This is a genomic window from Rhizobium sp. RSm-3, assembly GCF_001854685.1.
Taxonomy (GTDB): Bacteria; Pseudomonadota; Alphaproteobacteria; order Rhizobiales; family Rhizobiaceae; genus Rhizobium; species Rhizobium ecuadorense.
The window spans coordinates 1-26750 of the sequence record NZ_MAWZ01000012.1 but is presented as its reverse complement, the minus strand read 5'-3'; the positions used below and the strand labels follow the sequence as shown (position 1 = coordinate 26750).

Annotated in this window: 17 protein-coding genes, 1 tRNA gene and 1 pseudogene; 11 read left to right on the top strand and 8 right to left on the bottom strand. The window is 62.8% G+C overall.

All coding sequences use genetic code 11. The annotated features are described in order from the left end of the window. Positions 1–294: 294 nt before the first annotated feature. Both BBJ66_RS12815 and BBJ66_RS12810 read right to left on the bottom strand, forming a co-directional pair. Positions 295–3270, bottom strand: coding sequence for an NAD(P)-dependent oxidoreductase (locus tag BBJ66_RS12815; protein WP_071087451.1), 2976 nt, complete (start codon positions 3268–3270; stop codon positions 295–297). Between the two features lie 259 nt (positions 3271–3529). Next, positions 3530–4477 carry an IS110 family transposase gene (locus tag BBJ66_RS12810; RefSeq protein ID WP_071087449.1) on the bottom strand — a complete coding sequence of 316 codons (948 nt, stop codon included), beginning with the start codon at positions 4475–4477 and terminating at the stop codon, positions 3530–3532. Positions 4478–5112: 635 nt separating this feature from the next. Here BBJ66_RS12810 and BBJ66_RS12805 point away from each other — a divergent pair. Then, positions 5113–6309, top strand: a pseudogene (locus tag BBJ66_RS12805) (TCR/Tet family MFS transporter); the annotation flags it as partial. A 233-nt stretch (positions 6310–6542) separates the two neighbouring features. On the opposite strand, the gene BBJ66_RS12800 reads toward BBJ66_RS12805, so the two are convergent. The 3 genes from BBJ66_RS12800 to BBJ66_RS12790 all read right to left on the bottom strand — a co-directional run bounded on the left by BBJ66_RS12800 (position 6543) and on the right by BBJ66_RS12790 (position 11044). After that, positions 6543–9938 carry an acyl-[ACP]--phospholipid O-acyltransferase gene (locus BBJ66_RS12800; protein ID WP_071087445.1) on the bottom strand — a complete coding sequence of 1132 codons (3396 nt, stop codon included), beginning with the start codon at positions 9936–9938 and terminating at the stop codon, positions 6543–6545. Positions 9939–10032: 94 nt separating this feature from the next. Further along, a complete protein-coding gene (locus tag BBJ66_RS12795) occupies positions 10033–10314 on the bottom strand; it encodes a YiaA/YiaB family inner membrane protein (protein WP_071087443.1) in 282 nt (93 codons plus the stop codon). A 43-nt stretch (positions 10315–10357) separates the two neighbouring features. Continuing rightward, complete coding sequence (locus BBJ66_RS12790; protein WP_071087439.1) at positions 10358–11044, bottom strand: PspA/IM30 family protein; 687 nt, start codon at positions 11042–11044, stop codon at positions 10358–10360. A 111-nt stretch (positions 11045–11155) separates the two neighbouring features. Here BBJ66_RS12790 and BBJ66_RS12785 point away from each other — a divergent pair, with 111 nt between their 5' ends. Continuing rightward, the gene (locus BBJ66_RS12785; protein WP_071087436.1) at positions 11156–11803 is read left to right on the top strand and encodes a TetR/AcrR family transcriptional regulator; all 648 of its coding nucleotides are present in this window, start codon (positions 11156–11158) and stop codon (positions 11801–11803) included. A 374-nt stretch (positions 11804–12177) separates the two neighbouring features. Then, positions 12178–12960 (top strand): SDR family NAD(P)-dependent oxidoreductase, encoded by a 783-nt coding sequence (locus tag BBJ66_RS12780; RefSeq protein ID WP_071087434.1) that lies wholly within the window; start codon positions 12178–12180, stop codon positions 12958–12960. Here the strand turns inward: BBJ66_RS12780 and BBJ66_RS12775 are convergent. Together BBJ66_RS12775 and BBJ66_RS12770 are read right to left on the bottom strand one after the other, a co-directional pair. After that, positions 12951–13784: a DUF3037 domain-containing protein gene (locus BBJ66_RS12775; protein WP_071087432.1), complete on the bottom strand. Its 834-nt coding sequence runs from the start codon at positions 13782–13784 to the stop codon at positions 12951–12953. The two genes, BBJ66_RS12780 and BBJ66_RS12775, sit on opposite strands and share 10 nt — an antisense overlap. Further along, positions 13781–14518, bottom strand: coding sequence for a HipA family kinase (locus BBJ66_RS12770; RefSeq protein WP_071087430.1), 738 nt, complete (start codon positions 14516–14518; stop codon positions 13781–13783). Before BBJ66_RS12770 ends, BBJ66_RS12775 begins: the two co-directional genes overlap by 4 nt. Before the next feature lie 248 nt (positions 14519–14766). On the opposite strand from BBJ66_RS12770, the gene hsdR reads away from it, so the two are divergent. From hsdR to BBJ66_RS12745, 5 genes are all read left to right on the top strand, one after another. Then, positions 14767–18177, top strand: coding sequence for a type I restriction-modification system endonuclease (gene hsdR / locus BBJ66_RS12765; protein WP_071087429.1), 3411 nt, complete (start codon positions 14767–14769; stop codon positions 18175–18177). A 65-nt stretch (positions 18178–18242) separates the two neighbouring features. Then, the gene (locus BBJ66_RS12760) at positions 18243–19778 is read left to right on the top strand and encodes a class I SAM-dependent DNA methyltransferase (protein WP_071087427.1); all 1536 of its coding nucleotides are present in this window, start codon (positions 18243–18245) and stop codon (positions 19776–19778) included. After that, positions 19775–21295: a restriction endonuclease subunit S gene (locus tag BBJ66_RS34100; RefSeq protein WP_116429633.1), complete on the top strand. Its 1521-nt coding sequence runs from the start codon at positions 19775–19777 to the stop codon at positions 21293–21295. Before BBJ66_RS12760 ends, BBJ66_RS34100 begins: the two co-directional genes overlap by 4 nt. Before the next feature lie 31 nt (positions 21296–21326). Beyond that, positions 21327–22196 (top strand): GIY-YIG nuclease family protein, encoded by an 870-nt coding sequence (locus tag BBJ66_RS12750; RefSeq protein ID WP_116429632.1) that lies wholly within the window; start codon positions 21327–21329, stop codon positions 22194–22196. Between the two features lie 7 nt (positions 22197–22203). Continuing rightward, complete coding sequence (locus tag BBJ66_RS12745) at positions 22204–23127, top strand: restriction endonuclease (protein WP_071087421.1); 924 nt, start codon at positions 22204–22206, stop codon at positions 23125–23127. A 202-nt stretch (positions 23128–23329) separates the two neighbouring features. Here BBJ66_RS12745 and BBJ66_RS12740 read toward each other — a convergent pair. After that, positions 23330–23403: transfer RNA gene (locus BBJ66_RS12740), tRNA-Gln, on the bottom strand. A 166-nt stretch (positions 23404–23569) separates the two neighbouring features. Here BBJ66_RS12740 and BBJ66_RS12735 point away from each other — a divergent pair. The 3 genes from BBJ66_RS12735 to BBJ66_RS12725 are packed head-to-tail and all read left to right on the top strand — an operon-like array spanning position 23570 to position 26667. Further along, the gene (locus BBJ66_RS12735) at positions 23570–24478 is read left to right on the top strand and encodes an MBL fold metallo-hydrolase (protein ID WP_071087419.1); all 909 of its coding nucleotides are present in this window, start codon (positions 23570–23572) and stop codon (positions 24476–24478) included. 21 nt (positions 24479–24499) lie between these two features. Further along, on the top strand, positions 24500–24949 hold the full coding sequence (locus tag BBJ66_RS12730) for a thiol-disulfide oxidoreductase DCC family protein (RefSeq protein ID WP_071087417.1): 450 nt from the start codon (positions 24500–24502) through the stop codon (positions 24947–24949). After that, positions 24946–26667: an SDR family oxidoreductase gene (locus tag BBJ66_RS12725; RefSeq protein ID WP_071087415.1), complete on the top strand. Its 1722-nt coding sequence runs from the start codon at positions 24946–24948 to the stop codon at positions 26665–26667. The genes BBJ66_RS12730 and BBJ66_RS12725 overlap by 4 nt, the downstream gene beginning before the upstream one ends. Positions 26668–26750: the final 83 nt, after the last annotated feature.

The window sequence follows — 26750 nt, the reverse complement described above, 5'->3', positions numbered from 1 at the left end:
TCGGGCACGGAGTCACGGAACGAATGATGATGTTAGGTTGTGCCGTGTGGCCCCCTCATCCGACCCTTCGGGCCACCTTCTCCCCGCTGGGGAGAAGAGGGAGCGAGGCGCGCCGACAGTGGCAAACGAACCCGCCTGCTCAAAGGCACTCCGTCCAATGAGATCGATGGCGAAGCGGCATTCTCCCCCTTCTCCCCAGCGGGAAGAAGGTGGCCCGCAGGGTCGGATGAGGGGGCTGCACGGCAGGGCGTCAGCGACGAGAAACCATCGCCACTCGCCGAGCCGTCGATAGCCTCACCCTTCCGCCGGCCCATAGAGGCCGAGCTGGTCGAGCAGCGATCGCTGCCGGTCGGCGCTTTCGACCAGCAGGCTGGTATAACGCTCGACGATCCGGCCGCGGTGATCCCGATCGGAAACGGCCGCCAGTGCGCCGGTGATGGCGGCGATCTTTTCCGAGGCCTGGCGCAGTTCTTCCAGAAGCTCCGCCTTGCGGCCGGCCTCGGCGACGACCTGCTTCGTCACCTTGCCGATGCCGGCCGGCGTGCGGCTGCCAGCGGAAACGTAACCCTCAGGCAGGTCGCCCTTGAGATTGACGACAGACTTGAAGCGGATGACGTCGAAGATCTGGTCGACCGCCTGCCTGGCGCCGGTCACCCGCGAGGGGTGGTCGGTGTCGGCGGCCGCATGCGGCAGCAATTCGAGCCTGCCCTTGTGACGCGCTTCGAGCGGCAGGTAGGGCAGCATCGGGCCGCTGAGCGTGCCGGTCGCCGCATCCCTGAAGAGGTCGGCGTCGATCGCCGCATGGGCGATCTTGCCGGAGGCAAGTGCTGCATCAAGGGCATAGGGATCGACGACTTCGCCGCGGTCGTAATTGACCAGCACCGCGCCGTTTTTCATGGCGCCGAGCACCTTGGCATCGACGGTGCCGGCATTGGAATAGGTGCCGGTCGTGGCATCCAGCCGGCCGAGGCCGATATGGACGGAGAGCACGTCGGCGCCGCTTGCCGCTTCCACAGGGCTTGCGGCATAGTCGAAGCCTTCAGCCTCGATCCAGCGCTTGTGATGCTCACGGGCATAGATCGCCACCTTCATGCCGAAGGCCTTGGCGAGCTTGGCGACTTCGCGGCCGATATTGCCGTAGCCGAGAACGGCAAGCTTGCGGCCCTCGAGTTTCGCCGTCGGGAAATCCTTCAGCTGGCGGCCGGTATCGAAATCGCCGCCGGCGACCATCCGGTGCAATCTATCGACCGGCAGGTCGGGAACGACCTTCAGGATCGCCTTCACAGCCATCTGAGCGGTCGCCCGGCTGTTGATGCCCGGCGTATTCATCAGCGCCGCTTCGCCGCCCTCGCCGTTGCCGCCGCCCCAGGAGGCCGAGCCCATATTGCCGGTGCCGGCGCCGATGCGCACGCCGCCGAGCGGGAAGACCGAGCCCTTCGGAATGAAGGTCGCCGCCGCGATCAGCGCGTCATACTGGCCCTTGTCGGTCTGCGGCAGGATCTCCGCCTCGGTGCTGAGGTTCGGCTGATAGAAGAAATGAATGCGGCCCTTTTCGAGGCCGGCGCGATCGCCGAGCGAGCCGAGATGGAAGCTGCCGCCCTTCTCCTCGATATACGCCTTGACCTCGCTGTAATCTGGCTCGCCGCCGGCGCCGAAACGCAGGCCGACGAGATCGGCGATCAGCACCGTATAGGCGCGGTTCGGATCGTCCTTGCGCACGGCGCCATCGGCCTTGACGGGGGCCTCGAAGGTCACGCCGTGCTTTGCGAGCTCCTCTTCGAGCACGACGATCTTGGCTCTGAGATAGGCATATTGCAGGTTTTCCAGGAGGGCGACGACATCGTCCGGCTCGCGGATGCCGCCGACCCAGGCGCGGTAATCGCCGGGGGTGCCGGGGAACGCATTGACGTAGCGGGCGGCATCGAGGCCGGGCTCGTATTCGCCGTTCGGATGGGTGATGCCCTCATAGCCGAGCAGTTGCTTGGAACGGGCGATGATGCGGGCGTGGATGCCGGCATCGGTGATGCCGTCGTCCTCGACCTTCAGAAGCGTCACGGCGGCGCCGCGGCGCTCGGCATCGGTGACGGTCAGCGACAGCAGCGGATGCGACTTGACCCATTCGTCGATCACGGCGCGATTGGCGGCGGAGCGGCGGTTGAGCTCGACGATGGTGCCGACCCGGGCTTCCGACTGCAGCAGGCCGAAGGTGGTCTCGGCAAAGGCGAGCGCGCTGTAGGTGTTGATGACGCCGCCGAGCATGCGGTCTTCGCCGGCATCGTAGAACGGGCCGGCATCGACGGAGCGCTTGGCCGAAAACGGCTGCCGGGGATCGATCGGCGGGGCGATCTTCAGCTGGCGCGGGATCGCCCAGGCCGGATCCTGCTGATTCTCTTCGATCAGCGCCAGCGCATGCGGCGTGAAGGAGGCGACGAAATAGCCGGAGATACCGCCGATCGCCTTCTGGAACGGCATGAACAGGCAGCACTTCGCCATCACGGCGCTGACCAGTTCAGGCTCCCACGGCATGGCGCCGAGCATCGAGGTGGCGTCGAACACCGCATGGCGGTTGGCCGGGTCGCCGTCGAGCCAGCTCAACAGTTCGCGGATCTCGGCGCTGGTATAGGCATTGGCGCCTGTCGTCTCGTGGCCGACGCCGACGAAGATCGAAACGCCGAGGCTGGACAGTTCGGCCGCCGTCGGGATCACGCCCTCGGAGGCGGCGAAATGGATGCGGCTCTCGCAGCCCTTTTCGGCGAAACGCTGCATCTCGATCAGCTGCGTCGCCCAGGACTGGCGGAAGAAGCCGGCGGCCTTGGACGGATCGCTCTCCGGCCGCGGCGTATCGACATAGACGCGCTGGGCGGCGTCGTTGGCATTCATCAGATGCTGGATGCAGACGGTGAAACCGCTATGGCCGCCGCCGAGCCCGACCGCCATGCGGTTCGTCTTGGGAAAACCGAAATAGCGATGGATCGCCCGCATCATGTCGGTCAGGATCTTATCGGCCGGATAGCCGCGATGCATACTGCGGGAGATCTCGGCGGTGGTGAAGCCGCCGATATCGTTGCCGCGGTCGTCGAACTTGCGATAGGTCTTTTCGATCCAGGCGTCGAAGGCGATGCGCCGCAGGCGGCTATCCACCTCATCGGTCGTCGCATCGGTGATCGGCCCGACGCCGAAGAACGGGTTGGACGGCAGTTTCGGCGCGCCCGACGCGGTCTGTCGAAGGGCGTTCAATCGCTGTTCCTGCATCTGCGCGATATCTGTCATAGCCTGCCTGTCTCTGTCCGGAGCTGAAGTTCCCTTCATGGTGAAGCGACTGTTCCGGCGAGACAACCTCATATGCGCCGAACGGCAGGCGAAACGCGCCATTGGGGGTGCTGCGGTCTTGTTGGCGCGTTTGGCAGGCGACACGCACAACGATTAGCCCTCATCCTGAGGCGCCCCGCGAGGGGCCTCGAAGGACGAGGGCGGGTGGCTGCGGTGGCCAGCCCCGTCCTTCGAGGCTTCGCCCTCTGGGCTACGCACCTCAGCAACCGTGTTGTTGGGGCTCGTTCCAGGGTGTGTTTCTTTTAAGGATGGTGTTGATCATGATGATGAATTTTCGCATGGCGGCGACGATGGCGACCTTTGGCGGTTTGCCGGCGTCGCGCAGCCTTGTGTAGAAGGCCTTGATGGCCGGGCTGCAGCGGATGGCCGAGAGCGTTGCCATGTAGAGGGCGCATCTGACGGTGGCGCGGCCGCCGGCGATGTGGCGTTGTCCGCGCCAAGTGCCGCTGTCGTGGGCCATCGGTGCGACACCGACGAGGGCGGCGAGCTTCTTGTCGTCGATGGCGCCGAGTTCGGGCAGTTCGGCGATGAGCACGGCGGCGCCGACCTCGCCGATGCCCGGGATGGTCAGCAGCAGGTCGCGGCGTGCGGTCATATCGGGCTCGGCGTCGATGGCGAGCGCGATGGCGGCATCGACGCGGGCGAGCTGGGCCTTGAGAGCGGCGAGGGTCTCGGCAATCAACACGGCGACGGCTTGAGGGGCATGTTCGAGGCGGTTCTTCTCGGCGACCGCCATGTCGACGAGCTGGCGGCGGCGGGTGACGAGGGCAGCAAGCGCGATGCGGCCGTCGTCGATATGGGGGATCTGTGCCGGCCGCATCGCTCTGGCGAAGTGGCGAATGACGCGGGCATCGACCTGATCGGTCTTGGCCAGACGTCCGCTGGCCCTGGCGAAATCGCGGATCTGGCGGGGATTGACGACGGCAACGGCAATGCCGGCGGCCATCAGTGTCCTGACGATCGCCATCTCGTAGCCGCCGGTGGCTTCGACGACGACAAGCTCTGCGCCGATCACCGCGGCTGCGAGTGCGGCACAGCCTGCCGCATCGTTGTCGAAGCGGACAACGGCGGCTTTACCCTCGATGGCCACATCGAGATGGGCCTTCGAGACATCGATACCGACCATGAAAGTTTTGGGGGCATGCATGGGGTGCTCCTCCTTGCAACGCGGGCTCAAAGCCCAACCAACCGTTCGAGCGAAGATATGGCGACGGAGATGCTTGCTGAGGTACGAGTTCAAAACCCAAGGATGACACGCATCCCCGTCGCACAGCCCCATTATACAGCAACGGCAACGTACAAGGATGAGGCTGGAGAGAGGGTGTGCCGGGCCGCCCGCCCCTCATCCGGCTGCCGCCACCTTCTCCCCGTTTTACGGGGAGAAGGGGTTATCCCGCGACCTTTCCGTCCCTCTCCAGTGTCTCGCATGGCACGTTCCCTCTCCCCGTTTTTACGGGGAGAGGGTTAGGGTGAGGAGCAACTTCGGGTTTCATTTCCTGACATCAGTCTGCCGCCCCCGCACAAAACAGACTTGCCGCACGCAACCATTCGGCGTATGTCTTTTCAGTCGCGAAAAGCGACTGCCTCCCTTGATCCGCTCAGTGGCGGAGTAAACAGGTGGACGAATGGGTCGTCCAGGCGGTCGAGCACACGCCAGCCATGCGCATCAGCCATGGTTCGGCCAGCACCTCCCAGAAACCAGTGCCTGACTGAGATCAGGCCTCATCGTGAGCCTTCGGCGCACTCTGTCGGCGCTGCGCGCTCGCGTCGACCCGGAACGCACCCATGACCAGATCCCTTATCGTCATCTTCACCGCCATTGTCCTCGATGCCGTCGGCATCGGGCTGATTTTCCCGATCCTGCCGTCGCTGCTTGAGGATATCACCCATGCCGAAAACGTCGCGCCCATTATCGGCACGATGACGGCGCTCTATGCGGCCATGCAGTTCATCTTCGCGCCGATGCTCGGCGCTCTCAGCGATCGGCTCGGCCGCCGCCCCGTGCTGCTGATTTCGCTTGGCGGCGCCGCCGTCAACTATCTCTTCCTCGCCTTCGCGCCCAATCTTGCGCTGCTCTTCATCGGCCGAGCGATTGCCGGGCTGACCAGCGCCAATATGTCGGTCGCCACCGCCTATATCACCGACATTTCGCCGGAAGAGAAACGCGCCCGCCGCTTCGGCCTGTTCAACGCCATGTTCGGCCTCGGCTTCATCATCGGCCCGGTTCTCGGCGGCGTGCTCGGCGATTACTGGCTGCGGCTGCCGTTCATCGCCGCCGCCGCCCTCAATGGCGCCAACCTGCTGCTCGCCGTCTTCATCCTGCCGGAATCGCGGCCGGGCAGCCGCGAGACGATCGATCTGGCGGCGCTCAATCCGCTGAAACCGCTGCGCTCGGTGCTGGCGGTCAAAAGCCTGCTGCCGATCGTCATCCTGTTCTTCATCTTCAGCGCCACCGGCGAGGCCTACGGCACCTGCTGGGCGCTGTGGGGCAGCGACGCCTTCCACTGGAACGGGCTGTCGATCGGACTTTCGCTGGGCGCCTTCGGCATCTGCCAGACGCTCGCCCAGGCCTTGCTGCCCGGGCCGGCGGTGAAACTGCTCGGCGAACGCGCGGCGATCCTCGTGGGTGTCGCCGGCGTCTCACTCGCGCTCACGGTCATGGCCTTTGCCGGAAGGGGCTGGATGATCTTCGCGATCATGCCGGTCTTCACCCTCGGCGGCATCGGCGTGCCGGCGCTGCAGTCGCTGGCAACCCGGCAGGTCGACGAAAACAGCCAGGGCGAGTTCCAGGGCGTGCTGGCCTCGGCCGTCAGCCTCGCCTCGATCATCGCGCCGCTTGGCTTTTCCAGCCTCTATTTCCTCTTCCGGCAGCAATGGCCGGGCGCCATCTGGCTCTCGGTCGTCGCCGTCTATGCGCTCACCGTGCCGCTGGTTGTCGGTCTCAGGCTGAAGGTGCTGAAGCCGGCGTCGGCGGGATGAAATTGTTGCGCTGGTTGAGGCCGCGGCTTCGCCCAGGAGATCGGCGAAGCCTGCCCCTCATCCGCCTGCCGGCACCTTCTCCTCGCACGCGGGGCGAAGGGGGCAAGCCGCAACCTCTCGGTCTCTCACCAACGTCGCGTAGGGCACGTCCCCTCTCCCCGTCAGAACGGTGAGAGGGTTAGAGTGAGGGGCAGCCATTGGCGCCAACTGGACGGCGAGAGTTCCGCGCCCGCCTACGCCGCCTCCCCCGCCTGCACCGCACCTTCCGCCAGCTTGCGCGCCGCGACGAAATCGACCTTGCCGGAGCCCAGCACCGGCACCTTGCCGATGTTGACTTCGGCCGGCACCATCATGTCCATCGCGCCCTTGGATTTGGCGAAGGCGAGGAATTCGGCGCGAGTGGCGGTTTCGGCTTCGGTGAGCAGCACCAGGCGCTCGCCCTTCTTGGGGTCGGGGAGCGAGGAGACGACCGAGAGCGCGCCCGGCCAGAGTTCGGCGGCGAGTGTTTCAACGGCGGCGAGCGAGATCATTTCGCCGCCGATCTTGGCGAAGCGCTTGGCGCGGCCGCGGATCTTGACGAAGCCGTCCTCGTCGATGGTGACGATGTCGCCGGTGTCGTGCCAGCCGTCGGCGAGCGGCTCCAGCACGCCGGGCTTTTCGGCACGGAGGTAACCGGCCATGACATTGGCGCCGCGCACATGCAGCCGGCCGCCCTCATCGATGCCGGGCACCGGTTCGAGCTTCCACTCCATACCCGGCAGGATTTTGCCGACCGTGCCGGAGCGGTTGTACATCGGCGTGTTGATTGAGATGACCGGCGCCGTCTCGGTGACGCCGTAGCCTTCCAGGATGCGCAGGCCGAATTTTTCCATATAGGTGTGGCGGGTCGAGGCCTTCACCGGCTCGGCGCCGGAGAAGATATAGCGGATCGAGCGGAAATCATAAGGATGCGCGGTCCTGGCATAACCGTTGAGGAAGGTATCGGTGCCGAAGATGATCGTGGCGTTGGAGACATAGATCAGCTCCGGCACGATGCGGTAATGCAGCGGCGAGGGATAGAAATAGACCGGCACGCCTGAAATCAGCGGCAGCACGGTGCCGGCGGTCAGCCCGAAGGAATGGAAGACCGGCAGGATGTTGAACACCTTGTCGCCGCTGTGGAAATCGATGCGGGCGGCGGCCTGGGCGGCGTTCGACAGGATGTTGCGGTGGGAGAGCACCACGCCCTTCGGCGTGCCTTCCGAACCCGAGGTGAAGAGGATGACGGCCGGATCATCCGGCCGGCGCTTCACCAGCGGCCGGCCCTTGCGCAGCAGACCGCGGATCTTGTCCAAAGCGCCGATCTCGGCCCTGAGATCATCGAGCCAGACGATCGTCACCTGCTTTTCCAGTTCCTCGACGACGGGGCCGAGCTTGGCCTGGGCGACGAAGGCGCGCGAGGTCAGCACATGCTTGATCTCGGCGGCCTTGCAGGCGGAGAGGATATTGGCGGCCCCTGCGGTGAAATTCAGCATGGCCGGCACCTTGCCGGCGCTCATGACGCCGAGAATGGTGGCGGCGGCGCCATTGGCATTCGGCAGCATGACGCCGATGTTTGCCTCCGGGAAGCGGGCGCGGAACTTGGCGCCGAGCACGGCGGCCCCGGTGAGCAGCTTGCCATAGGTGAGGCTGCCGGTGACCGGATCCTCGACGGCGAGCTTTTTCATGCCGAATTCGTGGGCCGCCTGAATGACGCGGCCAAGCACGGTCGACGAGGTATCGGCGGTCTCGAACAACAGGTTCGACATCACCTGATAAAGGGCAGCGCCTGCCGCCGTGCGGCGCTTGCGGCCTTTCAGCTCGGCCGGCACCTCAAGCTTCACCGGCTCGAGAATGGTGACCTTGACCTTGGGGAACAGCCGGCGGCGGATCTTGCCGTTATCGAGATAGGAGAGATAGCTCTTCTCCAGCCCGTCGATCTTGACCGGCACGACCATCGAGCCTGTCTTGTCGGCGACCATGGCGGCGCCGTCATAGACCTTCATCAGCGTGCCCGTCACCGTCAACCGGCCCTCGGGGAAGATGCCGATCGGGTTGCCGTCCTGCACCACCTTGATCAGCGAACGCGTCGCCATCGGCTTTGTCGGGTCAAGCGGCAGGAACTTGCACATTTTCAGGAAGGGCCGCACCCACCAGGCCTGGGCGATCTTGTAATCGACGGCGAAGGTCGGCTCCTCCTCGGTGATGGCGAGCGCGAGCGCGCCATCGAGCAGGCTGACATGGTTCAGGGCGATGATCGGCGCCCGGCCGGCCTTCTTGATGTTCTCCAGCCCCTCGACCTCGAGGCGCATGAAGGCGCGGAACAGGATCGAGATGAAATCGCGGAAGGCATTGGTCGGCAGCGTCTTCAGCATCAACCAGGCGACGGCAAAATTGAGGATGCCGAGGCCGATCAGGATCTGCGGTATGGACGCGCCGAGCTCCTGGATGAGCGCGACGAGGCCGAGGCCGACGGTGATGAACAGCGCCGACAGCACGTTGGCGGCGCCGATGACGCGGGCGCGGCGGTCCTCATGGGCCCAGGTCTGCAGCGCGGCGAAAGTGGGAACGGCGATGAAGGCGCCAGAGATCGCCATGCCGGCGAGATCGATGGCGACGCGGATGGTATTCTCACCGGCAAAGAAAGCGAGGATCGTCGTCGCATGCGCAGTCGAGGCCAGGCCCCAGAGGTTCCAGGCGAGATCGAGGCTAAAGAGGCCGAGCAGCGCCGTGCCGACAGGGGCCGGCAGCAGCACGATGCGGCCGGACGACATCCAGGCGGCGATGCCGGAGCCGACGGCGACGGCAATGGCGAAGACGGTGAGATAGGCCGGCACGACGAGCTCGGAGCCGCCGAGCAGCTCGGTCACCATGGTCGGCAGGATCGACAGCACGAAGGCGCCGACCAGCCAGAACCAGCAGTTCATCAGCGCCGAGCGCCAAAGGCGCTTGTCGGCGCGGATTTCCATGACGAGGTTGTAGCTGGAGCGGATGACATTGCGGTCGATCTGAAGATCCGGCGCCTTCGAGCCGGTCGGCGGGATCATCCGGCTGGCCAGCCAGCAGAGCAGCGACAGCCCCATCATCATCGAGCCGAACAGCAGCACATTGTCGCCGCTGGAGAAGGCGAGGGCTGATATGATCGTGCCGGCGAGGATGGCGATGAAGGTGCCGCCTTCGATCCAGGCATTGGCCTTCGGCAGGTCGCGGCGCTCGAGATGATCGGGCAGGATGCCGTATTTGATCGGCCCGAACAGCGCCGAGATGACGCCGAAGCCGAAGAGGGCCGCCATCAGCACAAAAATGGAGGAGAAGCCGAGGCCGACGACGGCGAGCGCCGCAATACCGATCTCGCATCGTTTCAGCAGTTCGGCGATTTTCGCCTTGTCATGTTTGTCGGCCAGCTCGCCGCCGAGCGCCGAGAGCAGCAGGAAGGGCACGATGAGGATGACGCCGGCGAGCGTCACCAGCGCGGCGCCCTCGTTCGCCGACATCTTGAAGAGAATGAGGAACACCAGCGTGTTCTTCAGAAAATTGTCGTTGAAGGCCGTGAGGAACTGGGTCCAGAACAGCGGCGCGAATTTTCTAGACGTCATCAGATTGTGTTGCACGGCGGGAGTCCTTCTTTAGGCCTGCAGAGAAGGCCACAGAGTTGTTACCCATTGGTTGAATGCGGCAACAACTCTGCGCTGTGGTTAAGGAAGATCAATCTTCATCGCTACGATTGAATTTGACGAGCAGTTTTTCCGTGCGGGCATCCTCGACCTTGCGGATCAGCTTCTCGGATTCGGCATTGTCGCGCAGCGTCTTGGTGATGTTCACCGTGGTCTGCACCAGCATCAGGATGCCCATGGCGAGATAGCCTTTGCCCCAGAGATCGAGCGGCATCATGTAAAGGCCGAGCACCAGCATGAAGGCGGCGGCGCCGAAGGAGATGTAGGAGAAGCTGACCCAGCTGGCGGAGTGTTTCTGGAAACTGTCGTTCATTGCAGTGATCCTTCAATTTTGAGGGGTGAATGGTTGGATGAAATCAGGCGGCCGGCGTGATGCGGCTCTTCAGCCGGGCCAGCACGTCATCGGCCGATGAGGTGAGCGGTGCGCCGCAGCCGGCATTGGCGAGCTTTTCGATGATGCCGGCCGGCCGGGTGGTGCTTTCCATGTCCTTCAGGGCGGCTGATGTCAGCTCGTTCTGGCTCTGGCGCAGGCGAAGCCGCGCCAAGGTCTCCTCGGCCTCGTCGAGTGTCGCGAGGCCAGGGCCGGCGACCGCGACATCGAGCTTCTGCGCCTGCTCGGTGGCCCGCGCCAGCCGCTCGCCGCGCTGCAACTCCTGCAGCCGCGCCTCGGCGGCCCGGACAATGCCCTTCAGCTTGGCAATCGCAGTGGTGAATTGGGCCTGCGCCTTTTCCGATGCATCGCGCTCGGCTTCGAGAAAGGCGATCGCCTCGGCCGCTTCCCGCGCCAGGCCGTCGTTGCCCTTGCTGAGCGCCGCGATGGCGCGGCTTTCGAGATCGGCGATGCGGCCGACGATCGTCTGATGCTGCGCCCGCTCCTGCTCGTTCTGGGCGATGGCGACGGCGACGCTGCGGCGGGCCGACTGGATCGCCTGGGCGGCATCGCGGATCTGCTGGGCGAGCAGCGGCACGGCGTGGCGATCGGCAAACGCCTGCTCGGCATCATGCGCCCTGCCCCGCAGCAATGTGGAAATCAATTTGAACATTTCTTTCCTCCGGTTTATGAACGTTGTTCACGAGTGCTGTTATGGCAGAATCATGAACGACGTTCAAGATAAATTTTGAACGTCGTTCAAAAAATCGAAGTGGAATGGTGAATGGCCGGCAGACGAGAAGAAAAACGCGAGGATTTGAAGGCGCGGCTGATCGAGGCGGCGCGCGAACGCATCGCCCGCGACGGGCTGACGAACTTGCGCGCCCGCGACATCACCCAGGACGCCGGCTGCGCCCTCGGCGGCCTCTACACCGTCTTCACCGACCTCGCCGAGCTCGTCATCCACGTCAATTCCTCGACGCTGAAGGCGCTGGAAGCCAGGCTGACGCTGCCCGAGGCCCGCGACAAAAGCCCGACCGATCGGCTGCGCAACCTCGCCCAGGGCTACCTCGCCTTCGCCGTCGAGCACCGCAACCTCTGGAAGGCGCTGTTCGACCACTTCCCCCCCGATACCAGCCCGACCCCGCAATGGCACCTCGACGAACACCTCTTCCTGATGGACGTGATCGCCGAACCGCTCGCCGAACTGCAGCCCGACATGCCGCCCGAAGACCGCGCCATCCGCGCCCGCACCCTCTTCGGCGCCGTCCACGGCGTGGTCAGCATCAGCCTGGAGGGACGGTTCGTGGGATTGCCGCTGGAGCGGCTGGCGCGCGAGGTGGATGAACTGGTGCAGACGATTGCGGCGGGGGCGGAGCGCCGGAGGGAGCGGGTGAGTGAGTGCGGCCGGCGGGCTGACGGCCGGAAGTAGGCGCGTGAGCGGGTGGGTTTGGCAGCAACGCTCCCCCACCCTCCGTCGTCCTCGGGCTTGACCCGAGGACCCATGCCCGCCGCTCATGGAGCTCCGCCCAAAAAACTGCCCCTCACCCTAACCCTCTCCCCGTAAACGGGGCGAGGGGACGTGCCACATAAGACGTTAGCGAGGGACGGAGAGCTCACGGCATATCCCCTTCGCCCCGCAAGCGGGGAGAAGGTGGCGGCAGCCGGATGAGGGGCTGCCCCTCCCCGATCGTCTGCGTCGAATGTCGCACTCAAGACCCTCCCCTCTCCGTCGTCCCCGACTTGACCCAAGCACCCCTCCCCAAGCACTCTGCGCCCACCACGCCGCACGCGAAAGGAACCCCCATGAGCCGTATCTTCATCACCGGTTCCACCGATGGCCTCGGGCTTGCCGCCGCCCGCACCCTCATCAGCCAAGGCCACGACGTCGTCCTCCACGCCCGCTCCCGCGAGCGCGCCGCCGCCGTAGCAGACACATCACCCGCCGCCCTCGGCCTCGTCATCGGCGATCTCGCCAGCGCCGCCGAGACGCGTTCCATCGCCGAGCAGGTCAACGCCATCGGCCGCATGGACGCCATCATCCACAATGCCGGCATCTACCTCGAACGCAGCCGCGGCGAAACGCCCGAAGGCCACGCCAAGACGCTGGCGGTCAACGTGCTCGCCCCCTATCTCCTCACCGCCTGGATCACCCGCCCCGACCGCCTGATCTACCTCACGAGCGGCATGCACCGCAGCGGCGCCAGCAGCCTTGACGATATCGACTGGAAGCGGCGGCCATGGAACGCCAGCCAGGCCTATTCGGAAAGCAAGCTCTACATCGCCACCCTCGCCGCCGCCATCGCCCGCCACTGGCCGGATGTCTTCAGCAACGCCGTCGACCCCGGCTGGGTGCCGACCAAAATGGGCGGCGCCGGCGCGCCGGATGATCTGGAGATGGGGCATCTCACGCAGACGTGGCTGGCGACGAGCGATGATGGCGCGGCCAGGGTGAGCGGCGGGTATTGGTATCACCGGCAGCAGCGGGAGGCGGCGGCGGAGGTGGGCGATCCGGGGTTTCAGGATGCGCTGGTGGAGAGGATGGCGGAGTTGACTGGAGTTCGGTTGTTTGAAGTGCCTCAGCCGTGAACTGCTTCCAACAACTCACGTTCCTTTGTCGCGTCGACCACCTGGATGTCGCTCGCTCTGAATTGTTCGATCGCCTCCTGAAATGCCTGTCGCCGAAGCGATTGGCCTGCCGGTCCTTCAACAGCGAAAACGATATCGCGCGGCAGAAGCTTCTTCAGGCGGTTAACGGTGAACAACCACTTATTACCATGATCAAGGATGCGGCTCGGATCCTCTTGACCGAGGTAGATCGGCTTCAGAATTTTGACGGGTTTATCATCGGCGAGTTCGACAAAAGGAAATGTCGCTGAATATACGCCGTCATTGAACGAAAGCCGCTTGAAATTTCGATCGATCTCTCGAAGTTTAAGCATGGTTCGAACATGTCGCTCCAAGAGTCCTTCGCGATAGGTCGAGCTCGCGAAATTCCTTCTCACATAGTGAGCGAAGAGTTCATCGAGTTTATTCCTGGGATCCTCGGTCATCGCAAAGCGGACTTCGCTGAACCGAATTATACCTTCACGATCCTTGGTCAGCGCATAGAAGAGATGCTCGGCGTTGTCAGTGATTTCAAACTCGAACCGAGCCTGCCCGCTACCATTGTGGCCGGCGATATCTCTGATCCGCTTCAGTTCCGCGTAATAGTTTTTCAGCACCGACCGGATGGTCGTCGCTTCAACGCTGTCAAAGAAGCTGGTCAATCTGCCAAAGCGCTTGGTCTCGAGCCGAAAGTCGAGGTAGCCCATTTGCGGTGCCAGCAGCACTATTCCAATGTTGGCAAACTCTTCCGTCTCAGCGTGCGGCCGAAAACGGATTATCGCATAGCTTATTGCTTGCCGTCTCATTTTCGTTTCCAAAACGCCTGCACTTCATATCGTCTCAGCACAGCCTCAACATCTTTAAAGGAGAAGCTGATCTCGATCGTCTCGGCATCGTCTACATAGTGCCACCTGGGTGGGATGTCATCAATGATCTTTAGTAGATCAGACAAAGCCTCTTTGAACTTCTCATTGTAGTGGGCTTGGAGATCTGCTCCATCGCAAATCTCCTCCAACGCGCTCGCGAAAATATGACCCGTTAGCTGTGAACGAAGCGTTACGCCCTCATCAAAAGCCAAATTGTGATCGATTATGGCAGGTCGTTTCGTACTCTCAGACCACAAGATGTTTGGGTTACCACCCGCTTGGGAAAGAGTTCTGTCACCGTTTTTCACCCACCAATCGAACGCCGCAATATCTCGTTTCAATTCGGCCGGAAGAGAGCCGGCGTTCAAAACCGTTAACTCGTTCGAATTGGGTATCTCTTCGGAGCCAAACAATGGTCCGAAGCCAAGATCGCGCAAGTTGCCATTCCGCCCGGCTTCATAGAGTTCTCTGGGAACATAAACCAGATCGAATGGCGCTATGGGCAGGCCAAAGCGGCGAGCAAGATTGCCGGCAACCCATTCCTTAACGAGGGAGTCATACCCGGCACCCCTGCCCTTAACGTAGTACAGCTTATCGTTCGTTCCCCGACAAATGTAAGGCGCTGTTGCACCTTGCTCAGAGCGTCGCAGCACTTCCTCAATTTCAATCGGCATCGGTCCACACGCGCGACATAATCAGGAGCCGAGTTAGATCACACCATATAGTCAAGTCCAAGAGCATCGTTGTGCCGCCTGACCTGTAGTAGAGATCTTCACGACACGGTCGACCAGCTTCCCGCTACATCTTCAGCACTTAATCTATCCGAAATAATTTCCGCTCAACAATTTGTAGGAGTCATTTGCCCGCACCCAGAACGTGTGGCATGTATGCCAGCGGGGATCGGGGGCATTAGGTAGAGCAGTTGTCGGCGAATTTTGATCATCTCAGAGAGATTAGTCCCGAGCTCCACCGACTTGGTGTCCTGGCAGAGCGTTTCTTTTCGGAGGACGCCAATACCTCACTCATCAAAAGCCGTCAGTTCGGCGAATACATGGTCAAGGAAATCGCGGCTCTTTCCGGCGTCTATGATCCGACTGCACGGGAGACGGCGAACGATTTGATTCGGCGGCTTTCGGCCTCGCAGGTGCTACCCAAGGAAGTGTCGGATATCTTCCATGCGATCCGCAAGCGCGGCAATGATGCGGCGCACAGTCTGGCTGGATCGCCATCGGAAGCGCTGGCTGCGCTGAAATTCTGCCGCGCGCTGGGCGTTTGGTATCGCCGCACCTATAGTCGCGATGCCGGCTTCAAGCCGGGGCCGTTTGTGCCGCCCAAGGCTTCGGCCGCAATAGATGAGACGACCAAGTCGGAACTGGAGGCGCTTCGTCGCCAGGTGCAAGAAGCCGAAGCGCGGCTTGCCGCAGCCCACGCCTCGGCGGAAGAGCTCACCAGAGCACGCGCTGCCGCCGAGGAACTCGCTCGTCAGGCAGCAGCCGACAGCGCTGTCTTGGCGCAAACCGCCGTGGAGATGGAGGCCAATCAAGCCGAACTCGCACAAAAACTTGCCCAGTTGCAGAAAGAGGCTGAAGCCCAGCCACAACAATTGCAGATGGAGTTCAAGCAAGCGGGCCTGCAGGCCGCGAGCCGCCTGGAACTCGATGAAAGACAAACCCGGCGCCTCATCGACGTGCAGCTTGTCGACGCCGGCTGGGAAGCCGACAGCAGCACACCCGTCCATCAGAAGGGAGCGCGGCCGGAGGAAGGCCGGAACCTCGCGATTGCCGAATGGCCGTCGGAGGGTGGACGAGCCGACTACGCCCTTTTTATTGGGCTTACCTGTGTCGGTGTCATCGAGGCAAAGCGCGAGAGCGTGGATGTACCGTCGACGCTGCATCAGGCGGAACGTTATGCCCGGACGATCGAGCTTCCACCGGAGCACCAACACCGAGACGGCCCTTGGAAATATGGGATTGCAGATCCTTTCCGCGTGCCATTCGTCTTCGCCACTAATGGTCGCCCTTTCGTCCGGCAGTGGCAAACTAAGTCGGGCATTTGGTTCTGCGACCTGCGCCGTGACAAAAACCATCCGCGGCCGCTCACGACATGGTTCTCGCCAAAAGATTTGCTCGACATCCTGGAAACTGATGTCGACGCAGCCGCGCAGGGTCTGGCCGAGGAAAGCTTCGGCAATGGCAAGATGCGCCCCTACCAGGAAGAGGCAATCGCCGCGGTCGAGGATGCGATTGTCGCCGGCCAGCGTGATGTCCTCGTCTCCATGGCGACCGGCACCGGAAAGACTCGGACCAGCATTGCGTTGATGTACCGGCTGCTCAAGCACAAGCGGTTCCGCCGCATCCTCTTCCTCGTCGATCGTAAAGCGCTTGGCAAACAGACGAACGACGCGCTGGAAACGACCGAGATCGAGGGCATGTTGAACTTCGCCCAGATCTACAAGGTCGCCGGCCTGGAGAAGAAAGTCCCCGAGAATGAGGATCAGGTACAGGTCGCGACGGTCCAGTCGCTGATTGCCCGCATCTTGAACGAGCCGGACCCAGCTAAGCGTCCGACGCCCGGCACCTTCGATTGCATCATCGTCGACGAAGCCCATCGCGGCTACACATTGGATGCGGAGCTGAGAGAAAATGATATCGGCTTCCGCAATCTTGATGACTATCAGTCAGCCTACCGGCAGATCCTCGACTATTTTGATGCGGTGAAAGTGGCGCTGACCGCGACGCCCGCGCTGCACACCCGCGAAATCTTCGGGCACCCGGTCTTCCATTATGGCTACCGCCAGGCCGTGGTCGAAGGTTATCTGAACGATCACCTGCCGCCGAAGCGTATCACCACGGCACTTTCGGAAGCGGGCATCCATTTCGATGGTGGCGAAGAGGTCGAGATCATTGACCGCAAGACCGGTCAGATCGATCTGTTTGAACTGCCGGATGATATCTCACTGGATTACGACGTCGCCGATTTTAACAAGCGCGTCTATTCGGAAGCCTTCAACCGCATCGTCTGCGGTGCCATCGCGACGGAAATTCCTCCGAACAAGCCGGGCAAGACGCTGATTTTCGCCGCCCGCGATGCCCATGCCGATGACATTGTGCGCCTGCTGATAGAGGAATTGCAGGAAGAACATGGCAAGGACGCAGTGCCGCACGCAATGGTGATGAAAATCACCGGCAATGTCGACAAGGTTGACGATCTGATCCTGAAGTTCAAGAACGATCCCTATCCGAAATATGTCGTCACCGTCGATCTCTTGACCACCGGCGTCGATGTGCCCTCAATCTGCAACCTCGTCTTTGTTCGCCGCGTGAAGAGCCGCATCCTTTACGATCAGATGATTGGCCGTGCGACACGTCTTTGTACTGAGATCGGTAAAGAGCATTTCCGCATCTTCGATGCCGTTGACCTCTATGCCGAACTGCAGGAGGTGACGGACATGCGCCCCGTCGTCGTCAAGCCGGATGTCTCGCTCGGTCAGTTGGTCACCGATCTGCAGAACGCCGAGACGGAAGAGGACAAGGGCTGGGTCGCAGGACAGGTGATCGTACGCATGCGCGCGATGAGCAAGCGTATGGATGCCGAGACTCGCGAGAGCTTTGAGCGTCATACTGGCGAGAGCCCGGAGATGGCCGTGCAGCGGCTTGCCACGTGCCGCGGCGCCGAACTGCAGGACTGGCTCGCCGCCCATCCCCGCGCCATCGAACTCCTGGAGCGTCGACCGGTGCAGGCGGCAAGGGGCGACGACGGTGTCATCATCTCCACCCATGAAGACGAGTTGCTGCGCATCGAAGAAATCTTCGGCAAGAACACCACGCCAGAGGATTACATCACCGGATTCGAGCGCTTCGTCCGTGAGAACATGAATCAGGTTCCGGCGCTGATTGCCGTCACCCAGCGCCCGCGTGACTTGACCCGCAAGGAACTGTCGGAACTCGCCGGCCTTCTGGACGAGAGGAATTATTCCGAAGCGATGTTGCGCGCCGCCTATGGCAAAGCCCGCAATGCCGATATCGCTGCCCATATCATTGGCTTCGTGCGGCAGGCAGCCCTCGGCGACCCGCTGATTCCCTATGAAAAGCGCGTGGAAGACGCCATCCTGAAGATTGAGCAGTCACGGCCCTGGACGCAGAAGCAAAAGGAATGGCTGCGCCGCATTGGCCGCGCACTGAAGGACAAGCCCGTGGCGGATCCGACCCTGCTCGACCACGGCGTCTTTGCCGATAAAGGCGGCTTCAAGCGGATATCCCAGGAGTTCGATGGCGAGTTGGACGACGTCCTCCACACCTTCAACGAAGCAATCTGGGCACCACCTGCCGCCTGAGTTGACGCGAGCCTCACGCCCGTTACAAACCCACCCACCGACCCGCGATCAGAAAAGACTCAGCCATGAATGCCAATGCCATCGTCCAGAAACTCTGGCGCCTTTGCACGGTCCTGCGCAAGGACGGTATCACTTATCAGCAATATGTGACGGAACTGACCTATCTGCTGTTTTTGAAGATGATGGCCGAGCGCAACCGCGAAACGGGCAGTCTGCCGAAGGGTATGCGCTGGGCGGATTTGGTGGCGGAGAACGGCCTACGCAAGCTGGAGCATTACCGAAAGGTGCTGGTCACGCTCGGCGCCACCAGCACCCGGCTTGGGCATGACGATGCTCTTGTGTTGCAACTTGGCGAGAACGCTACGCCGGAGGAGCGCAAGCGGTATGGCGATGCTCGTCCCCTGCCGGAAATGGTGCAGGAAATCTTCGACAACGCCTCCACTTTCATCCGCGAACCACAGAATCTCACCACGCTGGTCACCGCCATCGACGAACTGGACTGGTTCTCCGAAGAGCGCGACCAGTTCGGCGATCTCTACGAAGGCCTGCTGCAAAAGAACGCGGAAGAAACCAAGCGTGGCGCCGGGCAGTATTTCACTCCCCGCGTGCTGATCGAGCTTCTGGTGCGTCTGATGCAGCCCAAACCCGGCGAAGTGATCCAGGACCCTGCCGCCGGCACGGGTGGCTTCCTCATCGCCGCCGATCGTTTCATGCGCGCCCGCACCGACAATTATTTCGATCTCGGTGAGAAGGAGCAGGAATTTCAGAAACGCCACGCCTTCCATGGCATGGAGAACGTCCCGGGCACGCTGCGCCTGCTCCTGATGAACCTCTATCTGCACGACATCGACAGCGACCATGTCGATCTGGGAGACACTCTCTCGGACAAGGGCAAGGGTCTCGGCCGCGCCAATCTCATCCTCACGAATCCGCCCTTCGGCCCGGCGGGTGGCGCGCCGACGCGCGACGATCTCTCCGTCACCGCAACGATTTCCTCCTACCAGCTTCCCTTTGTCGAACATTGCATCCGTGCGCTTCAGCCCGGTGGCCGTGCCGCCATCGTCGTGCCGGACAATGTGCTATTCGAAGACGGACGCGGCAAGCAGCTTCGCCAGATGATGATGGATTGGTGCGACCTGCACACCGTCCTGCGCCTGCCGACCGGCATTTTCTATGCGCAGGGCGTCAAGACCAATGTTATCTTCCTGACGCGCGGCAAGACCGAGACCGGCAACACGAAGGCCGTTTGGATTTATGACTTGCGCGCTCAGATGCCGAAATTCGGCAAGACCACGCCGCTAACGCAGGCCCATTTCGAAGCGTTCGAGGAGGCCTTTGGCGCAAGCCCCTACGGCACCGAGCGCGGGCCGGAAGAAGGCGAAGCCGGTCGCTGGCGCAAATTCACCCGCGACGACATTGCCAAGCGTGGTGACAATCTCGATATCACCTGGCTGCGCGAGGCGGAGGAAGAGGCGGACGAGGGCCTGACCGAACCCGACGATATCGCCGCCGCCATCCTCGGCCATCTGCAAGCTGCGACGCTGGAGATCGAGGCGCTGATGGCGGAACTGGCCGATGAGCTTCCGGAGGCGGCGGAATGAGCCCGGATATCTCCAGCATGCACATCAGAGGCAAGGCTGGGTTGGCAGTTAACAGGCCTGTGGAATCAGTCCCACCCGGTTGGGCATGGGTACCCCTGAATAGCATCGCTCGTCAGGAGACGGGCCACACTCCCAGTCGGTCGCACCCCGAATGGTGGGAAGGGGATATTCCCTGGATAGGGATTCGGGATGCAAGGCTTCACCATGGAGGTGTCATATACGACACGCTACAGACTACCAATACGCTTGGACTGGCGAACTCATCAGCGCGCTTGCTGCCGAAGGGCACGGTATGTTTGTCACGAACAGCTTCTGTTGGCTACGTGACGATTATGGGTCGAGAAATGGCGACCAGCCAAGACTTTGTCACATGGACCTGCTTAGAGGCGCTGGTCCCGGAGTTCCTGGTCAAGGCGTTGATTGCTGAAGGCGAGGGATTGCGAAAATTTGGGAAAGGGACAACCCACATTACAATCTACTTCCCCGAGATCCGTGCCTTGCATATTTGCCTGCCACCTCTGGCCGAGCAAAAGCGCATCGTGGCCAAGCTGGATGTACTGAACGCGAAATCCGCCCGCGCCCGCACCGAACTCGCCCGCATCGAAACTCTCGTCTCCCGCTACAAGCAGGCCGTGCTCAGATCCTCTTTTCTGGGAATTCTGACCTCAGACTGGAGGGCCAAGAAGCCGGAACTCGCGACTGCGTCCGATCTGATTGAAAAGACTCCAACACCCCCGCAGCCTAGAGGTGGCAGGGAAGCAACTGACAGAGTAATCCAAGGGCAGGCAGCGTTGGCGGTCAACACCCCGTCTCGCGAAGCTCCCGCAAAGTGGCAGTGGGTACCGCTAAACCGCATCGCGCGGCAGGAGACGGGCCACACCCCAAGCCGATCACATCCAGAATGGTGGGACGGTGACATCCCGTGGATAGGCATCAAGGATGCAGGCGAGCATCATGGAAGGGTGATTGAAGACACAATCCAGAACACGAACGAAGACGGTTTAGCCAACTCTTCAGCACGCCTGCTGCCCGCGGGAACCGTTTGCCTGTCTCGAACGGCGTCCGTCGGCTACGTGACGATCATGGGCAAACCCATGGCAACAAGCCAGGATTTCGTCACGTGGACCTGCACTGAAGCCCTCCTGCCAAGATTTCTGATGTATGGATTAATGGCAGAGGGGGACGAGATCAGGGAATTCGGTAAGGGAACCACACACACTACGATCTACTTCCCGGAGGTTCGTGCGATGCAGATTTGTCTCGCCCCCCTCGAAGAACAACACGAAATCGTCCGCCGCATCGAAGCGGCCTTTGCCAAAATCGATCGGCTGGCGGGGGAAGCAAAGCGCGCGCTGGAACTGGTGGGCAAGCTCGACGAGGCGATACTCGCCAAGGCTTTCCGCGGCGAACTGGTCCCCCAGAACGAAGGTGACGAGCCCGCCGAAAAACTGCTGGAGCGCATCCGCGCCGAACGCGCGGTGGCCCCCAAGGCGAAACGCGGACGGGGGCGACGTTAGCAGCGATACGGAACCACGAAGGGAGGGGAGCATGCCGAAAGTCTTTTTCACCTATGTCTGGGGGCCGCCGGGTGATCCCTGCTGGCCATTGACTTTCGGTTCCAAGGCAGCCCGCACGCAGGCGAAAAAGACACTGGACGAGGGAGATTACGTCTTCACGGTTGGTACGAGGGGAGAGCCAACTTCGTCAGACTACCGGGGCCGTGTTTTGGGTCTCTATCAAGTCTCGTCACTGGAAGTGAACACAGTAAACTATATCAACCAGATCGCCACCAACGGCATCACGGAGCGCGCGGCAAGCGAATTTCCCTATGCGCTTCATCCGATTTCAGTCTGGGAAATCACGTCACAAGAGAACGTCTTTTCGCGCCTCGTGGGGCCATTGACCGGCGCCCATCATCTGCGGGCGCAATCAACCGTTGTTGAACTCGATCCGGAAGCGTCAGCACCGCTTCTGGCGCTCGAGCGCCGGCCGGTCACGCTAGCGGAACCCAAGACATTGCTTGGGCGCGGGCTGGTAGCCCAGAAGAACAGCAAGCTGGCGCCAAAGCATGAAGGCGAGTTCAGCGGCCGCTTCGGCGACCATGCGGTGTGGTTTGTCTATGCCCTTGCCCTGAAGGATCAGCGCGGGCGCGATCTCGCCTTCAAGATCGGCTATGCGAACGATCCCGCCATACGGCTCGCAGCCTATCAGGCGCCGATGGCAGCAGAAGTCACCGGCCTGACCTGGGACCTCGCTCTGAAGCAGCCGACGGGCAGCGAGGACGAGGCACGAAGGATCGAGCAAGCCCTCCTGGCACACTTTGGCAAACACAGGCTGGCAAGCAACGGCGAAATCATCAAGGGGCCTTCCCAGTCGGACATCGTGTCCACCATGGCCGTCATCCTGCGCAAGAATTGAAGCGACCATGATCCCTGACTACCAGACCCTCATGCTCCCCGTTCTGCTCCTTGCTGCAAAGGGCGAAACCCGCGTCGCCGACGTCGCAGAGCGGATCGCTGACGATCTGGGTTTGACGCCGGAGGAGCGGGACGAGCTTCTGCCGAGCGGACGCCAGCGCCTGCTTCACAATCGCATCCACTGGGCGAAATTCTACATGAGCAAGGCCGGGTTGATCGCATCGCCCGCGCGTGGTCGGTTTGTTGCGACCGACAAAGGCAAGGCGCTGCTGGCGACTGCGCCGGAACGTATTGATGTAGCTCTCCTGATGCGGGAGCCGGAGTTCCGCGAGTTTTACAGGAACGAAAGTGGCACCACCGAGCAGGTCGGCGCCATCGCAAAATCGCTCGACACGGCCTCGCCCCGGACAACACCGGAGGAGCAGATCGATGCGGCCCATGCGGCACTCCAAGCTGCGCTCCGCGACGAACTGCTTCAACGCATCCTCGCGAACAGCCCCGCCTTCTTCGAGCAATTGATCGTCGATCTCCTAATCGCCATGGGCTATGGCGGCAGCCACAAGGACGCGGCAGCCCAGCTTGGACGCTCCGGTGACGGCGGTGTCGATGGCATCGTCAACGAGGATCGCCTCGGCCTCGACCGGATCTATGTCCAGGCCAAACGCTACACGCCCGGTAATCCGATCAGCCGCCCGGACGTCAACGGCTTCGTCGGCAGCCTCGTCGGCCTCGGCGCCACCAAAGGCGTCTTCGTCACGACTTCAACCTTCAGCCAACCGGCACGCGATTACGTCAAGCACCTCGCCCAGCGGGTCATACTGATTGATGGCCGCGAACTGGCTGACCTCATGATCGAGCATGACGTGGGGGTGCGGGGGTATCGTACCGTAGAATTCAAGCGCTTGGATGAGGATTTCTTCAACGAGGAGTGAAGGTGTGACGATAAAGTCGTACAAGTACGATCCTATGGCGGCAATGCTCCGCCCGATAAAGATATAAATACAATCGTATAGTTATCTTTATAATGGTGAACGGCCGAAACAGCCAATGCCGCTCTTGACCCAGGCGACCATTCCGCTCCGTCGAAACTCCGCGTGAGCCGGGAAGAATAGAACCGAGGAAAGCGATAAAAACTGGCTGGGGCGCCTGGATTCGAACCAGGGATGACGGTACCAAAAACCGTTGCCTTACCGCTTGGCGACGCCCCACCAGAGCTTTCGGCGCAAAGCGCCGGCTCAAATCGACGCCTGATTAGCAAAGCTCTCCGTCTGTCACAATGACTAAGTTGCGCCTCGCGCAGATTTATGCGCTGCAGAGTGCCAAGGCCCATGCTAGGAATGGGCGGTGTCATCGGCATCGAGAGCATCGTCCCGCATGGAAAGCCCCGCATTCGACCTTGCTTTCGAGCCGGCCTATGGGCGCGCCGTGCCGGTGGCGCCAGGGGTCGCGCGGGTCACGGCTGAGAATCCCGGGCCTTTCACCTTTTACGGCACCAACAGCTATATCGTCGGCGCTTCCTCGGTCGCGGTCATCGATCCCGGGCCGGAGGAGGAGGCGCATTTTCAGGCGCTGATGACAGCGCTTGGCGGGCGGGAGGTGACGCATATCTTCGTCAGCCATACGCATCGCGACCATTCTCCGCTCGCCCGCCGGCTGCAGGCGGCGACGGGGGCGGTGACGGTGGGGCAAGGGCCGCACCGGCCGGCGCGGCGGCTCAGGGATGGCGAGATCAATCCGTTTGCCGAAAGCTCGGATCTGGACTTCGTGCCGGATATCGCGATCGGCGACGGGCAGACCCTATCGGGCGATGGCTGGGCGCTGACGTCGGTGCTGACGCCGGGGCATACGGCCAATCATGCCGCCTTCGCGCTCGAAGGCCGCGATATCCTCTTCTCCGGCGATCATGTCATGGCCTGGTCGACCTCGATCGTCGCGCCGCCGGATGGGTCGATGGCGGATTATATGGCCTCGCTCGAGCAGCTGATCGCGCGGGAGGATCGCCTGCTGCTGCCCGGCCATGGCGGGGCGGTGACGGAGCCGGCGAGTTTCCTGCCGGCGCTGAAAGCGCATCGGCTGAAGCGCGAGCGGGCGGTGCTGGCCCGCATCCGGGCGGGCGACCATCAGATTTCCGCGATGGTGAAGGCGATCTACAGCGATACCGATCCGAAGCTGCATGGGGCGGCAGCGCTTTCCGTGCTCGCCCATATCGAGAATCTCGTCGAGCGTGGCGAGATCGCGGCGGATGGGCCGCCTTCTCTTGCCGCCACCTACCGGCTGTTGTAAGCGGGAGATGGGGAGTTTACCATGACGCGCACCGCTTACAGCTATCGCGATGATGCCGATGTGCCGGATTTTGCCGATGACCAGCCGCTGATCATCTTCGATGGCGAATGCGTCTTCTGCTCCGGCTGGGTGAAATTCGCGCTGAAGCACGACAGGCAGCGGCGCTACCGCTTCCTCGCCGCCCAGTCGCCGCTCGGCGCAGCCCTCTACCGGCATTACGGGCTGAACGAGCGCGATTACGAGACCAATATCTTCATCGAGAATGGCCGCGCCTTCTTCAAGTCCGACGGGTCGATCCGCATGGTGGCCGGCCTCGGCTTTCCCTATTCGCTGGTGAAACTCTTCCGGCTGCTGCCGCGCCGCGTCGCCGATACGCTCTATGAATTCATCGCCCGCAACCGGCTGAAGATCGCCGGCCGGCAGAGCTGCATGGTGCCGACGGCGGAGCAGCGCAGCCGTTTCATCGCATGAGCGGCGAGCGGCTTTCGCTGCTGATCATCGGCGGCTACGGCACGTTCGGCGGCCGGCTGGCGCGGCTGCTTGGCGATGAACCGCGCCTCAGGCTGTTGATCGCCGGGCGCTCGCTTGAGAAGGCCGACGATTTCGTTGCCGATCTCAGATCGCCGAAAGATGGATCCGAGGGCCTGGGCAGCAGCAATCTGGGGGCGAGCCTGCAGGCCGTGCGCTTCGATCGTGACGGCGATCTCAGCGAACAGTTGATGCGGCTGCAGCCCGATCTCGTCGTCGATGCCTCCGGGCCGTTCCAGAGTTTTGGGCAAGACCCCTATAAGGTCGTGCGCGCCTGCATCGGGCTCGACATCGATTATGCCGATCTTGCCGACAGCACCGGTTTTGTCGCCGGTATCGGCGGGCTCGATGCCGAGGCGAAAGCGAAGGGCGTTTTTGCGCTTTCCGGCCTCAGCAGCCTGCCGGCGCTGTCCTTCGCCGCGCTCGAGGTCATGGCGCCGCGGTTTTCCGGGATCGATGCGGTGGCGGCGGGCATTGCCCCGTCGGCGCATGTGAAGATCGGCCTCAATGTCGTCAGAGCGATCGCGAGCTATGCCGGCAAGCCGGTCTCGGTGCTGCGCCAGGGGCGGCCGGCGCAGGCGGACGGGCTGATCGAGGCGATGCGGGTGACGGTGGCTCCACCCGGCGTGGCGCCGCTCAGGAGCCGGACTTTCCTGCTGGTGGATGCGCCGGATCTGGCGCTGCTGCCGGGCCGCTTTGCCGGCCTGCAATCGAGCTTCACCGGGGTCGGCACGGAGCCGCAGGCGCTGCAGCGGCTGCTCGGGTTTGCGGCGGGTCTCACGCGGCGGAAGCTGCTGCCGTCGCTCACGCCGTTTGCGCGGCTGATGCAGCGGGCGAGCCACGGCCTGGCGATCGGCGAACACCGCGGCGGCATGTTCGTGCGCCTGAGCGGCCTCGATGCCGCCGGCAAACCGCTTGCCTGCGGCTGGCATCTGATTGCCGAGGGGGATGACGGGCCGTTCATTCCGGTCACCGGCGTGGCGGCGCTGGTGCGCCGGCTGCTGCGCGGCATCAGGCCGGAAAATGGCGCGCGGCCGGCGACGGGGGAATTGCGGCTGGAGGATTTCGAAGCGGAATTCCAGCGGTTCTCGATTACCACCGGGATCAGGGTGGAAAGCGAGGGCGCCGGCCTGCCGCTTTACCACAGGGTTCTCGGCAGCGCCTTCGAGCGGCTGCCGCCGGCCATATCAGCCATGCATGCGGGCGGCGCGCGTGTCGCCTCCGGCCGGGCGCGGATCGAGCGCGGCAGCGGGTGGCTGGCGAGGATCGTCGCCCGGCTGATCGGCTTTCCCCCGGCGGGTGAGGATGTGCCGGTCACGGTGCGCTTCGCCGCCGATGGCGACAACGAGATCTGGACGCGGGATTTCGGGGGCAAGAGCTTCCACAGCCTGCAGCTCGAGGACAAGGGCCGCGACCGGCACCTGCTGGCGGAGGTCTTCGGGCCGTTCCGGGTGCTGGTGGCGCTGGTGCCGGAGGGGGCGAAGCTGCGGCTGGTGGTGCGCGGCTGGCGCTTTTGCGGGATCCCGCTGCCGCTGTTTCTGGCGCCGGGTGGCGAGACGTTCGAGGAGGAGCGTGAGGGGCGGTTCCATTTTCACGTCGAGATCGGCGGGCGGCTGACAGGGCTGGTGGTGCGGTATACGGGGTGGTTGGTGGTGGAGTGAGGTCGTTCTTCCTCACCTGAGCCTGCCTGCCGTGTGAGCCCCCCTCTGCCCTGCCGGGCCCGGGGCGAGCCACGGGTCTCGCC

Bases quoted from the DNA above. Each gene is read 5' to 3' on its own strand.
- BBJ66_RS12780 (WP_071087434.1), top strand. From the start codon at position 12,178: ATGAGCCGTATCTTCATCACCGGTTCCACCGATGGCCTCGGGCTTGCC.
- BBJ66_RS12785 (WP_071087436.1), top strand. From the start codon at position 11,156: ATGGCCGGCAGACGAGAAGAAAAACGCGAGGATTTGAAGGCGCGGCTG.
- BBJ66_RS12730 (WP_071087417.1), top strand. From the start codon at position 24,500: ATGACGCGCACCGCTTACAGCTATCGCGATGATGCCGATGTGCCGGAT.
- BBJ66_RS12810 (WP_071087449.1), bottom strand. From the start codon at position 4,477: ATGCATGCCCCCAAAACTTTCATGGTCGGTATCGATGTCTCGAAGGCC.
- BBJ66_RS12790 (WP_071087439.1), bottom strand. From the start codon at position 11,044: ATGTTCAAATTGATTTCCACATTGCTGCGGGGCAGGGCGCATGATGCC.
- BBJ66_RS12725 (WP_071087415.1), top strand. From the start codon at position 24,946: ATGAGCGGCGAGCGGCTTTCGCTGCTGATCATCGGCGGCTACGGCACG.
- BBJ66_RS12815 (WP_071087451.1), bottom strand. From the start codon at position 3,270: ATGACAGATATCGCGCAGATGCAGGAACAGCGATTGAACGCCCTTCGA.
- BBJ66_RS12760 (WP_071087427.1), top strand. From the start codon at position 18,243: ATGAATGCCAATGCCATCGTCCAGAAACTCTGGCGCCTTTGCACGGTC.
- BBJ66_RS12750 (WP_116429632.1), top strand. From the start codon at position 21,327: ATGCCGAAAGTCTTTTTCACCTATGTCTGGGGGCCGCCGGGTGATCCC.
- BBJ66_RS34100 (WP_116429633.1), top strand. From the start codon at position 19,775: ATGAGCCCGGATATCTCCAGCATGCACATCAGAGGCAAGGCTGGGTTG.
- BBJ66_RS12735 (WP_071087419.1), top strand. From the start codon at position 23,570: ATGGAAAGCCCCGCATTCGACCTTGCTTTCGAGCCGGCCTATGGGCGC.
- BBJ66_RS12795 (WP_071087443.1), bottom strand. From the start codon at position 10,314: ATGAACGACAGTTTCCAGAAACACTCCGCCAGCTGGGTCAGCTTCTCC.
- BBJ66_RS12775 (WP_071087432.1), bottom strand. From the start codon at position 13,784: ATGAGACGGCAAGCAATAAGCTATGCGATAATCCGTTTTCGGCCGCAC.
- BBJ66_RS12770 (WP_071087430.1), bottom strand. From the start codon at position 14,518: ATGCCGATTGAAATTGAGGAAGTGCTGCGACGCTCTGAGCAAGGTGCA.
- BBJ66_RS12745 (WP_071087421.1), top strand. From the start codon at position 22,204: ATGATCCCTGACTACCAGACCCTCATGCTCCCCGTTCTGCTCCTTGCT.